This window comes from Nocardia sp. NPDC056000 (genome assembly GCF_042269265.1).
GTDB lineage: Bacteria > Actinomycetota > Actinomycetes > Mycobacteriales > Mycobacteriaceae > Nocardia.
In genome coordinates this window covers 448,151-460,584 of sequence record NZ_JBHJXS010000008.1, presented here as the reverse complement: position 1 = coordinate 460,584, position 12,434 = coordinate 448,151, and the positions used below count along the sequence as shown (strand labels likewise).

Sequence of the window (12,434 nt, the reverse complement as noted above, 5' to 3'; positions counted from 1 at the left end):
TGGTTCGTGTCCTTACTTGGCCGCAGCCAGCTCGGCGGCCTTGTCGGCGCCTTCGTCCATGGTCTGGGCGAGAGTCACCAGCGGGTGGTTGAAGTCGGCGAGGATCTTGCGACCCTCCTCGACCTTGTTGCCGTCGAGGCGCACGACCAGCGGCTTGTTGGCCTCGGCGCCCAGGGTCTCCAGCGCGCCGACAATGCCGTTCGCGACCGCGTCACAGGCGGTGATGCCGCCGAAGACGTTCACGAACACACTCTTGACCTGGGCATCACCCAGGATGACATCCAGGCCCGCGGCCATGACGGCCGCCGAGGCGCCGCCACCGATGTCGAGGAAGTTGGCCGGCTTCACGCCGTTGTGGTTCTCACCGGCGTACGCGACCACGTCCAGGGTCGACATGACCAGACCGGCGCCGTTGCCGATGATGCCGACCTCACCGTCGAGCTTGACGTAGTTGAGGTCGTTCTCCTTGGCCTTGAGCTCCAGCGGATCGGTCGCGTCGATATCCGCGAACTCCGCGTGGTCGGGGTGGCGGAACTCGGCGTTCGCGTCCAGGGTGACCTTGCCGTCGAGGGCGAGGATTTCGTCATTGGGGGTGCGAACCAGCGGGTTGACCTCGACCAGGGTGGCGTCCTCCTTGACGAACACCTCCCACAGCTTCTGGATGGTCACGGCCGCGGCGTCGAGCACCTCGGCGGGCAGGTGGCCCTGCTCGGCGATGGAACGGGCGAAGGCCAGGTCGACACCCTTGACCGCGTCGACCGGAACCTTGGCCAGACGCTCGGGGGACTTGACCGCGACTTCCTCGATCTCCATACCGCCCTCGACCGAGCACATCGCCAGGTAGGTGCGGTTGGAGCGGTCCAGCAGGAAGGAGATGTAGTACTCCTCGGCGATGTCCTTCGCCTCGGCGACCAGGATCTTCTTGGTGATGTGGCCCTTGATGTCCAGGCCCAGGATGTTCTGGGCGTGGGTGAAGGCGTCGTCCGGGGTGGCGGCGTACTTCACGCCACCGGCCTTGCCGCGGCCACCGACCTTGACCTGCGACTTGATCATTACCGGCTTGCCGATTTCTTCGGCGATCGCCCGCGCGTCCTCGGCCGTGTCGGTGACGCGACCCTCCGACGAAGGCACTCCGTGCTTCACGAAGAGTTCCTTCGCCTGATATTCGAAGAGATCCATGTACTCACCGTCTCGTCTGCGTTGTTGTGACAACGTCTGGGTTGGCGGCCCGTTGTCGGCCCCGTAGCGACTGCGTGCAGATCGCTCGAAAGCCAGCGGGTCGGGTCGGACTCTAATCAGTCACATGGAGCCGAAATCAGCCGCATACAGCCTAAGTGGCGCAGGTCACGGTACTGTCTCTACGCTTGCAAAACGCATGGTCAATGCTACTCGCGAGTAGCTTGTTGACGGCGCGCCAGGTGGGACACACGAATCCCGGAGAGTGACACGGGGTACTACGTGTCGTCGTTGACAATGCTCACTCGGTTACCCAAAGCACAGTGAGGAAATGTTGGCTCGCAACGTGATGAATGTCACACGTGCGCGTCGAACCACTCCCATCGCTTGCTGACCCGCAATCGTTTCGTTACCGTCGATGCGGTCGATGTCACAACCCGGTCACGACAGGAGGACGGCAGGCTTGACGCAGCACAGCGCTCCGCAGGTAGAGCTCCGCTCCGCAGGCACTCCGTCAGCACCGCGGCAGTCTCCGGACCAGCTCCGATGAGCGAAGGTCCGTTCCCAGCTCGCAGTCGCGCCAAACACGGCCATCGCTATCGCGATGAGGCCGGAAACGGTGGCGGCGCAACTCACTTCGATGCCCACGCGCCGCGTTCGCAGGTGTCGCACGGTGATTGGTCCGGTTCGCAGAACTGGGACGCACCGGCACCCGCCGCGCCCAACTGGGTGGCCGCCCCCACACAGCAGTGGGAGGCTCCGGCCGAGAACTGGCAGAGCGCCCCGGCCGACAGCTGGCCGGCATCCGCCACCGAATGGCAGCCCGAACCCCGCTGGGAAGCGCAGCCGCAGTGGGAGAACACCGCGAACTGGAATGACCAGGGCGCGTGGAACTCTCCCGCGACGCAGGTCGCACCCGCCGCCGACGGCTGGGCCGCGCCGAGCTCCGACGAATGGGCCGGGCAGTCACACGCCGATTGGGACGGGCCCGCCGATCCCGAACCCTCGGGCGAGTACCGCCCGGTCTACAGCTTCCGCACCGCCTCCGGCGCGAGTCTCCAGTTCTCCGGTGACGGCGCCCGCGTGGATCAGCATGCGGACGACGCGGATTCGGCCGCGGACCGTCCCACGCGTGCCGGCGGACGCCGCCGCGCCGGTGGCACGCACCGCATTCCGACCCCGCCGAACTCGCTCAAAGGCCGCGCCGCCGTGGTGGCCGTGGCCGCGGGTGCGGTGGTCGCCGCCGGGCAGACCGGTATGGAAACCAGTACGCACACCGACAACGTCGAGTACCAGGCCGCCGCCCAGGTGCGCGAGGTGTCCGCCAACGAGACCATCGGCGATACCTCCGGTTCCCCGCAGGTATTGAATTCCGGTGCCCCCGTTGATCTGACCCAGTTCAACGACATCCTGCAGAAGGGCCAGAAGTACGCGTCGGATCTGGCTGCCGCCGAGGCCGCCAAACTGCGCCCGCTCTTCACCAAGTTCGCCGCCGGAAACTTCACCTCGGGTTTCGGCATCCGCTGGGGCGTCCAGCATCTCGGCGTGGACGTGGCAGCCCCCATCGGCACCCCCATTTACGCCGTAGCCGACGCAACGGTCCTCGAGGCCGGTCCCGCTTCGGGTTTCGGTATGTGGGTCCGTCTGCTGCACGATGACGGCACCGTCACCATCTACGGCCACATCGACACCGCGACCGTCTCCGCGGGCCAGCGCGTCCTCGCGGGCGATCAGATCGCCACCGTCGGCAACCGCGGCTTCTCCACCGGCCCGCACTGCCATTTCGAAGTCTGGCTCAACGGCGTCGACAAGATCGACCCGCTGCCCTGGCTCGCCTCCCGAGGCATCTCGCTCGGCATCCAGCGCGACTGAGCGATAAGCGAATACCTTCGAAGTGCCCACCCGATCGACAATCGGGTGGGCACTTCGCTTTTCAGGTCAGAGTTTGACGAGGGTGCGGCTGTAGGACGGGATGAGGCGGATCTTGCCCGCGGTGCCGAAGTCGATGGTGACCGTGGCGAGGGTGCCGAAGCCCTCGGCGGCGACCACCCGGCCGAGGCCGTATTTGTCATCGCTGACGCGGTCGCCCACGGCGAGGACCAGGCCGGTGTTGTTGCGTTTGCCCGCACCGCTGCCGGAGGAGGCGGACGGGGAGGGACGGCGCTCACCACCGCCGCGCAGACCCGGCCGGGTTTCGGACCAGCCGTCGCCGCGGGTCCAATCGCGTTCGAAGCCATCGTCTTCGCCGCGGCGGCGCATGCTCCGGCCGGTTTGCGAGACGGTGGGTTCGAGGCGGCGCCAGTCCATCAGGTGGCCCGGGATTTCCTGCAGGAAGCGGGATTCGGGGTTGGAGACGGGCTGACCCCAGCCGGAGCGCACCACCGCGCGGGTGAGGTAGAGGCGCTGGCGGGCGCGGGTGATGCCGACGTAGGCGAGGCGGCGTTCCTCGGCCAGTTCGGTGGGATCGCCAAGGGCGCGCATATGCGGGAACTGCCCGTCCTCCCAGCCGGTGACGAAGACGACCGGGAATTCCAGGCCCTTGGCGGTGTGCAGGGTCATCATGGTGACCACGCCGGTGCCCTCATCGGGAATCTGATCGCTGTCCGCCACCAGCGACACGCGTTCCAGGAACGCGGCGAGCGATCCGGGTTCGGGTTCGCCCTCGGCCTGTTCGGGCAGCAGGCCCTCGGCGCGGGCGGCTTCGACATTGTTGCGCGCCTCGGAACTGAATTCGCGGGCGACGCTGACCAATTCGTTGAGGTTGTCCAGCCGCGCACCGTCCTGCGGATCGTCCGACGCCTCGAGTTCGCGGCGGTAGCCGGTGCGGTCGAGCACCGCCTCGACCACATTGCCGACATCCGGGAAGTCCTGATCCTCCTGTACGCCCGCCGCGCGGATCTCGCCGAGCAGTTCCACGAATCCGGCGATGGCGCGCACGGCACGGGTGTTCAGCAGCGCCACCTTGCCGTCGGCGGCATCCCGGAGCGCCTGTGCGAAGCCGATATTGCGCTGTTCGGCGTGCACGGCCACGCAGGCTTCGGCGCGATCGCCGATACCGCGGCGCGGGGTGTTGAGGATCCGGCGCAGGCTCACCGCGTCATCCGGGTTCTCCAGCACGCGCAGGTACGCGACGATATCGCGGACCTCCTTGCGCTCGTAGAAGCGCACGCCGCCGACGACCTTGTACGGCAACCCCATTCGAATGAAGATCTCTTCGAGGGCGCGCGAATTGTTGTTGGTGCGGTAGAAGACCGCGACGTCGTTGTAGTTGGCATCGCCCTGATCGACCAGTTTGTCGATCTCCTTCGCCACGAAGGAGGCCTCGTCGTGTTCGTTGTCCGCGACGTAGCCGACGATCAGTTCACCGTCGCCGGAGTCGGTCCACAGCTTCTTCTCGCGCCGGTTCTCATTGCGCGCGATGACGGCGTTGGCGGCGGCCAGGATGTGCTGGGTGGAACGGTAATTCTGTTCCAGCAGAATGGTTTCCGCATCGGGGAAGTCGCGCTCGAACTCTTCGATATTGCGGATGGTCGCGCCGCGGAAGGCATAGATGGACTGGTCCGCGTCACCGACGACGCAGAGTTCGCTGGGCGGTACCCGATCATCGGAGGCCGGTTCCAGCGTGTCGTCGTCACCCCACGAACTCCGATGATGCCCGACCAATTCGCGCACCAGCGTGTACTGCGCGTGGTTGGTGTCCTGGTATTCGTCGACCAGCACGTGCCGGAAGCGCCGCCGGTAGTACTCGGCCACCTGCGGATGCCGCTGCAGCATGGCGACCGTCTCGCCGATGAGGTCGTCGAAGTCCATGGCGTTGGCCGCGCGCAGCCGCCGCTGGTACTCGTCGTAGACCTTGGCGACCAGGCGCGGCAGTTCGGCCTCTTCGGTCTCGGCGTCGGCGGCGGCCTGGGCCGGATCGATGAGTTCGTTCTTGAGGTTGGAGATGGCGGTGGCGAGCAGGCGCGGCGTGTACTTCTTGGCGTCGATGTCGAAATCGCGGCTCACCATGGCGAGCAGGCGGCGTGAGTCGTCGGCGTCGTAGATGGAGAAGTTGGAGTTGAGCCCGGCCACCAGATTGGCCTGGGTGCGAAGAATGCGAACACAGCTGGAGTGGAAGGTGGAGACCCACATGCCCGCCGCGCGCGGGCCGACCAGTCCGGCCACCCGCTCGCGCATTTCGGCGGCGGCCTTATTGGTGAAGGTGATGGCCAGGATCTCGCCGGGGCGGACCCCGCGCGCGTCCAATAGATAGGCGATGCGCCGGGTGAGCACGGCGGTCTTTCCCGACCCCGCGCCCGCCACGATCAGCAGCGGAGTCCCGGTGTGCACCACCGCCGCGCGCTGTTGCGGATTCAACCCCTCGAGCAGTGTCTGCCCGGCCTTGTGCTCATCCTGTGCCACCGTCGTCTTCATCGCCCATCCACGCTACCGGCGGCCACCGACAGGTGTGCAGTCCGGCGGCAGAAGGTGTCCGATAAGTGCCGGTCTCGCGAACCGGGAGTGAACGCCGCGGCACGACAAACTCAGCAGATTCACAAACGAAGACGTTTTGGTTTGCCTACCCCGCATGGCACACTTGGCCCCATGACCGGCGCTTTGGCTACTGAATACACCTGAGCGCTCCGTACGGGGGACAATGTAGGGCGCAAGAGGTCTGATTCTTGGTGAAGAACCGATCGGTAACGGGTCGGGACCGCCTGCCGATCGACGTTCTGGGACCACGAGGAGTTGAAAGTATGAGCATCTCGACGACGGGGCAATCCGAGCCTGCTACCGGAGCGGACTCCGCCATGCCCGCCGAGGCGGCGCCGCTGCCCTCGGAGGCGGAGATCGACAAGCTGCGCAAGGAAATCGACAAGCTCGACGCCGAGATTCTGGCGGCCATCAAGCGCCGGACCGAAGTATCGCGCATTATCGGCCGCACCCGAATGGCCAATGGCGGCACCAAGCTCGTGCACTCGCGCGAGATGAAGGTGCTGGAGCGTTTCAGCGAGCTGGGCCAGGAGGGTCACACCCTCGCCATGCTGTTGCTGCGCCTGGGCCGTGGCCGCCTCGGCCACTGATAAAGGACTAATCGGGCACGAGCAGTACCGCAGATCGATTCATCGGCACCGAGTGTTCGCCGGTCATCCACCTCTTTGAGGAAAGTTGATAACGCGGGAGACCGTTCCCGCCGATACAACGTGCGGTGTGCCGAGAGGCTGCCACACAGACCACGCGACACTCGTGCGAGCGAGTAGCGCTTTCCAGAGGCCGCCCCGGGTGTCTTACCCCGGGGCGGTTCTTCATTTCCGGAGGAGCCGAGCCCGGATCAGGGCAGGGCGATGTACTTGGTGTTGAGGTATTCCTCGATGCCCTCGAAACCGCCCTCGCGGCCGAAGCCGGATTCCTTGACGCCACCGAAGGGCGCGGCGGGATCGGAGATGACGCCGCGATTGACGCCGACCATGCCGGTTTCCAAGCCTTCGGCGATACGTAGCGCGCGGTCCAGATTCTGCGTGTAAACGTATGCGACCAGGCCGAATTCGGTGTTGTTGGCGGCGGCCAGGCCCTCCTCCTCGGTCTCGAAACCGACAATCGGGGCAACCGGGCCGAAGACCTCCTCGCGCAGGATGCGGGACTGCGGGGGCAGATCGGTGAGCACGGTGGCCGGGTAGAACCAGCCGGGTCCGCCGGGCGCTTTACCGCCCAATTCGACTCGGGCACCGGCGGATACGGCGTCTTCCACCAGTTCGGTGACGGTGTCCAGCTGGTCCTCGTTGATGAGCGGGCCGAGCGTGGAGTCGGGATCGGTGCCCGGGCCGAGCTTGTATTCGGCCATGGCGGACACCAGTTTCCGGGTGAACTCCTCCCGGACCGAGTTCTGGACGTGGAAGCGATTGGCAGCCGTGCACGCTTCGCCGCCATTGCGAAGTTTCGCGAGCACCGCGCCCTGGACCGCCGCGTCGATATCGGCATCGTCGAACACCACGAAGGGCGCGTTGCCGCCGAGTTCCATGGAGGTGCGCAGCAGACCGTGCGCGGACGCCTCGACGAGCTTCTTACCGACCGGGGTGGATCCGGTGAAGGTGAGCTTGCGCAGGCGCGGATCGTTCAGCAGCGGGGCCGTGACGGCACCGGAATGACTGGTGGTGATCACCGACAGCACACCGTCCGGCAGTCCGGCGTCGCGGCAGAGCTGTGCCAGCAGCAGCATGGTCAGCGGCGTCTCGCTGGCGGGCTTGACGATCATGGTGCAACCGGCGGCCAGCGCGGGGCCGATCTTGCGGGTGCCCATGGCGAGCGGGAAGTTCCACGGGGTGATGGCCAGGCACGGCCCGACCGGCTGTTTGTGCACGAGAATGCGGCCGACACCGGCGGGCGCGGGCTGATACCGGCCGTGCACCCGGACAGCTTCCTCGCTGAACCACCGGAAGAACTCCGCCCCGTAGCGGACCTCATTGCGGCTCTCGGGCAGCGCCTTGCCCATTTCCAGGGTCATGAGGAGGGCGAATTCCTCGGACCGCGCGGTGATCGCCTCGAACACCGCGCGCAGGATCTCCCCGCGCTGCCGGGCCGGGGTGGCAGCCCATTCGGCCTGCACCGCGACGGCCGCGTCGAGCGCGCGGACGGCGTCTTCCGGAGTGGCATCGGCGATTTCGACCAGGGTCTCCCCCGTCGCCGGATTGCGCACCGGGAAGGTGCCTCCCCCGGTGGCATCGACGGGTCCGCCGATCCACAACTTCGTAGGTACGGATTCCAGTAGTTCGCGTTCCGAAGCCATGCGATCCACCCTAGGCTGTGCGATTTTGCCTACGCTGCGCTTCGGCGGGTTCGCGGCCCTGTCAGGCTCGTACTCTTCGCTTGGTTTGGCCACTTGTTGCCGGTGTTACCTGCGCGTAGCGAAGGGTGGTTGTAACCTCGGCGAGCGTGAGCAGCGACATCACCGCATCGGCGGCCTGGCGGAAACTGCACGACCATCATGCGTCCCTGGCCGGACGTCACCTGCGCGAGTTCTTCGCGGAGGATCCGGGCCGCGGGCGTGAGTTGACCGTGGGTGTCGCGGACCTGCACATCGACTACTCCAAGCATCGCGTGACCCGCGAAACCCTGGATCTGCTGGTCGAATTGGCGGAAACCGCGGGGGTCGCGGCGCGTCGTGACGCCATGTTCGCGGGTGAGCACATCAATACCTCGGAGGATCGCGCGGTAGAGCATGTGGCGCTGCGGGTTCCGGCCGGGCAGGTCGTCATGGTCGACGGGGTCGACGCGGGCGAGCAGGTGCACGAAGTGCTGCGCCGCATGGGCGATTTCACCGATGCGGTGCGTTCGGGCGAGTGGCGCGGCGCGACCGGGGAACGCATCACCGCGGTGGTGAACATCGGTATCGGCGGTTCGGATCTGGGTCCGGCCATGGTGTATCTGGCGCTGCGGCACTACGCCGATGCGGGCATTTCGGCGCGGTTCGTCTCGAATGTCGATCCGGCGGACCTGATTTCGAAGCTGGACGGCCTCGATCCGGCGACGACGCTGTTCATCGTGGCGTCCAAGACCTTCTCCACGCTGGAGACGCTCACCAACGCCACCGCCGCCCGGCGCTGGCTGGTGGCCGCGCTCGGCGAGGACGCGGTGGCCAAGCATTTCGTCGCGGTGTCCACGCATGCGCAGCGGGTCGCCGATTTCGGTATCGACACCGCGAATATGTTCGGCTTCTGGGATTGGGTGGGCGGCCGCTATTCGGTGGATTCGGCCATCGGCCTGTCGGTGATGACGGTCATCGGTAAGGAGGGGTTCGCCGAATTCCTCGATGGCATGCACCGGGTGGACGAGCATTTCCGCACCGCGCCGCTGAGCGAGAATGCGCCGGTGCTGTTGGGCCTGCTCGGGGTCTGGTACTCGAACTTCTTCGGCGCGCAATCGCGTGCGGTGCTGCCGTATTCGAATGATCTGGCGCGTTTCCCGGCGTATCTGCAGCAGTTGACCATGGAGTCGAACGGTAAATCGGTGCGCTCGGACGGCACGCCGGTGACCACCTCGACCGGTGAGATCTTCTGGGGCGAACCGGGAACCAATGGCCAGCACGCGTTCTATCAACTGCTGCACCAGGGTACGCGGCTGGTACCGGCTGATTTCATCGGATTCGCCCGTCCCACCGACGATCTGCCGACCCTCGACGGCACCGGCAGCATGCACGACATCCTGATGAGCAATCTGTTCGCGCAGACCAAGGTGCTGGCGTTCGGCAAGACCGCCGAGGAGATCACCGCCGAGGGCACCGATCCGAATCTGGTGCCGCACAAGGTGATGCCGGGCAATCGCCCGTCCACGGCGATTCTCGCGCCGAAGCTGACGCCGTCGGTGCTGGGTCAGCTCATCGCACTGTACGAGCACCAGGTGTTCGTGGAGGGCGCGATCTGGGGTATCGACAGCTTCGATCAGTGGGGCGTCGAACTCGGCAAGCAGCAGGCCCTCGCATTGGAGCCGCTGCTCACTTCCGCCGAAGATCCCGCACCGCAGTCCGATTCATCCACCGACGCGCTCATCCGCTGGTACCGGGAGCGCCGCGCCTAGCCGATGGGCAGGCGGGCAAGTTCCACCCGGTTGCTGACGCCGAGCTTGGGGAAAGCTCGGTAGAGGTGGTGGCCAACGGTTTTGGGGCTGAGGAACAGTTGGGCGGCGATCTCCTTGTTGGTGGCGCCGCCCGCGGCGAGCCGGACCACCTGGAGTTCCTGCGGGGTGAGCCGGGCGGCCATATCGTTCTCCGGTTCGGGCACCGAACCCTCTCCGGCGGCACGCAATTCGATGCGCGCGTGCTCGGCCCACGGTGCCGCGCCGAGCCGGTCGAAGGTTTCCAGGGCCTGCCGCAGGTGGATGCGGGCCTCGTTCATGCGCCGCTCACGGCGCAGCCATTCGCCGTAGACCAGGGCGGTGCGCGCGTGGTCGTAGCGCCGGTCGGCGGCCAGATGCAATTCCAATGCCTGTGCGAGTAATTCGCCGTCGCCGCGCAGCATGCCCTGGCAGCTGAGCATGATCCCGGATGCCCACGGGGTGTCCAATGCCGCTGCCCAGGCTTCGATTTCGGCCATGGCGGCCGCGCCGCGTTCGGGTCTGCGCAGTCGCACGGCGGCCTCGATCAGATCCCGCAGCAGGTCGGTCCAGTGGCCGCGAGCCTGCGCGGGTGCGCGGTGCAGGGCATCCAGTCGACCGAGCGCCTGTTCGTACCGTCCCTGGCCCAGATCCAGTAGGGCGAGCGCCCATTCGCAGTGCGTGGCGTCGACGGCATTGTGGTCGCCGGGCGCGTTGCGCAGATTGCGGTCGGCGAGTTCGCGGCAGCGGTCGGCGTCGCCCTGGATGGCGGCGATCATGGCGAGCACCGATTCGGCGCCCGCGACGCGGGAGGGCTGGCCGATATCGGCGGCGATGCGGGCGGTGGCGGTGGCCATGAGCTCGGCTTCGCGCAGTCGCCCGAGAATGAGTTCGGAGGTGGCCAGGGTGGTGCCGATGGCCGGGAACCAGCCGATCATGCCGCGCGCGCGGGCGAGGTCGGCGAGTTCGGTCAATTGTTCGCGCGCGACCTGCATATCGCCGATGAGGGCGGCCTGCAGCGCGAAAGCCAGTCGCAGCGAGGTCATTTCGAGTGGCACGCTGCGGCTGAAGGCGACATTGGCGCGGATCAGGGAAATGCCCTCCGCCAGTTCACCTTCCAGGATGGCGAGCCCGCCGCGCAGTGCGGCCTGCAGCGGTGCGCTCACTTCCTCCGGCAGCGCGGTGAGTCGTTTGTGTCCGGCGTACACGCCGTCGATATCGCCTGCGGTCCAGGCGATTCGACCCGCTTCGACCAGTAGCCAGGCGGCCCGTTCGGGTTCGATGTCGGCGACTTCGACGGCGGCGGCGATCATCAGCTGATGTGCCCGGTGCAGTGAGCCGTGCTCGAATTCCAGTAGCGCCCTGGTACTTCCGACGCGGGCGCGTTCGACGGCGTCGAGCGGCAGTTGTTCGGCGTCGTCGGCGAGTTGCCGGGCGCGTTCGGTATGCCCGGCGTCGGCGGCGGTTTCCACGGCCAGCACCAGTCGCCGGGCCCGGGTGGCCGGGTCGGGGGTGAGGTTGGCGGCGCGTTCGAGGGCGACGGCGGCCGAGGCGTGCCCGGTGCGTTCGCGGGCGCGTTCGGCGGCGGATTCCAGTGCGGCGGCGACGTTTTCGTCGGGTCCGGTGCTGGCGGCGGCGAGATGCCAGGCGCTGCGGCTGGGATCGTCGGCGAGTGCCTCGGCGATGGCGGCGTGCACGGCGAGCCGCTGGGTGAACGACGCGCCGTGGTAGGCGGCCGAGCGTTTGAGCGGATGCCGGAAGCTCACCGTGTGTTCGGTGACGGCGACCATGCCGGACTGTTCCGCCTCGTCCAGCGCGGCGGGTGGGTGGCCGAGCAGCTCCAGCGCACGCAGTACGACGCCGAGGTCACCGGTTTCCTCGGCGGCCACGACGAGCAGTGCGGTGCGCGCGCCGATGGTCCATTCGGCGATCTGGCGTTCGTAGCCGCTGCGCAGTCGCAGCGGCAGCGGCAGGGGCGCGGCGGGTGAGGCGTCGCGGTTCATGCGCGGGAATTCGAGCAGGGCGAGCGGGTTTCCGGCGGCCTCGGCCAGTACGCGGTCGCGCTGGTCGGGGCTGAGTCCGGGACTGCATTCGGCGAGCATGGCGGCCGCGGAGGCGGCGTCGAGCGGTCCGAGCCGCAGTGCGGGCAGACCGCTGAGCTCGAATTCCTTGCGTCCGGCGAAGAGCATGACGATGCCTTCGGCGCCGAGTCGCCGGGCGGCGAAGCGCAGCACGTCGGCCGACGGCCGGTCCAGCCAGTGCGCGTCGTCGATGAGGCAGAGCACGGGTCCGTCGGCCGAGAGTTCGGCGAGCAGGGTCAGGGTGGCGACGCCGATGAGGAAGCGGTCGGCGCCGTCGGAGGGGCCGAGTCCGAGTGCGCCGCCGAGTGCCTTGCGCTGTGGTTCGGGCAGCGTATCGAGGCGATCGAGGGCGGTGCCGAGCAGTAGGTGCAGTCCGGCAAAGGGCAGTTCGGATTCGCTCTCGATGCCGGAGCAGCGCAGGATTCGCCACTCGGCGGCCTGCGCGGCGGCGTACTGCAGCAGGGCGGATTTGCCTTCGCCCGCCTCGGCGGACAGGGCCAGCGCGCCGCTGCGGCCCTTTCGCGCGGCGGCGAGCAGCGTTCCGATCTGCTGCACTTCGGGGAAGCGACCGTACAGCACATGCGACAACCTATGCATCGTGTGACGATTCGG

7 protein-coding genes are annotated in these 12,434 nt (G+C 67.2%); 3 read left to right on the top strand and 4 right to left on the bottom strand.

The features are described 5' to 3' along the window. Positions 1-12: 12 nt before the first annotated feature. Positions 13-1,179: an ADP-forming succinate--CoA ligase subunit beta gene (gene sucC, locus ACFC4D_RS25105; protein WP_364642428.1), complete on the bottom strand. Its 1,167-nt coding sequence runs from the start codon at positions 1,177-1,179 to the stop codon at positions 13-15. Positions 1,180-2,259: 1,080 nt separating this feature from the next. On the opposite strand from sucC, the gene ACFC4D_RS25100 reads away from it, so the two are divergent. Beyond that, positions 2,260-3,048, top strand: coding sequence for a M23 family metallopeptidase (locus tag ACFC4D_RS25100; protein ID WP_375966380.1), 789 nt, complete (start codon positions 2,260-2,262; stop codon positions 3,046-3,048). Positions 3,049-3,114: 66 nt separating this feature from the next. Here the strand turns inward: ACFC4D_RS25100 and pcrA are convergent, their stop codons facing one another. Then, positions 3,115-5,589, bottom strand: coding sequence for a DNA helicase PcrA (gene pcrA, locus ACFC4D_RS25095; RefSeq protein ID WP_376066937.1), 2,475 nt, complete (start codon positions 5,587-5,589; stop codon positions 3,115-3,117). 323 nt (positions 5,590-5,912) lie between these two features. Between pcrA and ACFC4D_RS25090 the strand changes: the two genes are divergently transcribed. Further along, a complete protein-coding gene (locus tag ACFC4D_RS25090; RefSeq protein ID WP_364642437.1) occupies positions 5,913-6,239 on the top strand; it encodes a chorismate mutase in 327 nt (108 codons plus the stop codon). Positions 6,240-6,487: 248 nt separating this feature from the next. Here ACFC4D_RS25090 and ACFC4D_RS25085 read toward each other — a convergent pair whose 3' ends face one another. Next, a complete protein-coding gene (locus ACFC4D_RS25085) occupies positions 6,488-7,939 on the bottom strand; it encodes an NAD-dependent succinate-semialdehyde dehydrogenase (RefSeq protein WP_376066934.1) in 1,452 nt (483 codons plus the stop codon). Between the two features lie 146 nt (positions 7,940-8,085). On the opposite strand from ACFC4D_RS25085, the gene pgi reads away from it, so the two are divergent. Beyond that, positions 8,086-9,726 carry a glucose-6-phosphate isomerase gene (gene pgi, locus ACFC4D_RS25080; protein WP_376066931.1) on the top strand — a complete coding sequence of 547 codons (1,641 nt, stop codon included), beginning with the start codon at positions 8,086-8,088 and terminating at the stop codon, positions 9,724-9,726. Here pgi and ACFC4D_RS25075 read toward each other — a convergent pair. Further along, positions 9,723-12,419: a LuxR C-terminal-related transcriptional regulator gene (locus ACFC4D_RS25075; RefSeq protein ID WP_375964647.1), complete on the bottom strand. Its 2,697-nt coding sequence runs from the start codon at positions 12,417-12,419 to the stop codon at positions 9,723-9,725. The genes pgi and ACFC4D_RS25075 overlap by 4 nt on opposite strands. Positions 12,420-12,434 lie beyond the last annotated feature (15 nt).

Coding starts and splice junctions, on each gene's coding strand:
- sucC (WP_364642428.1), bottom strand. CDS start 1,179: ATGGATCTCTTCGAATATCAGGCGAAGGAACTCTTCGTGAAGCACGGA.
- pcrA (WP_376066937.1), bottom strand. CDS start 5,589: ATGAAGACGACGGTGGCACAGGATGAGCACAAGGCCGGGCAGACACTG.
- ACFC4D_RS25090 (WP_364642437.1), top strand. CDS start 5,913: ATGAGCATCTCGACGACGGGGCAATCCGAGCCTGCTACCGGAGCGGAC.
- ACFC4D_RS25085 (WP_376066934.1), bottom strand. CDS start 7,939: ATGGCTTCGGAACGCGAACTACTGGAATCCGTACCTACGAAGTTGTGG.
- ACFC4D_RS25075 (WP_375964647.1), bottom strand. CDS start 12,419: ATGCATAGGTTGTCGCATGTGCTGTACGGTCGCTTCCCCGAAGTGCAG.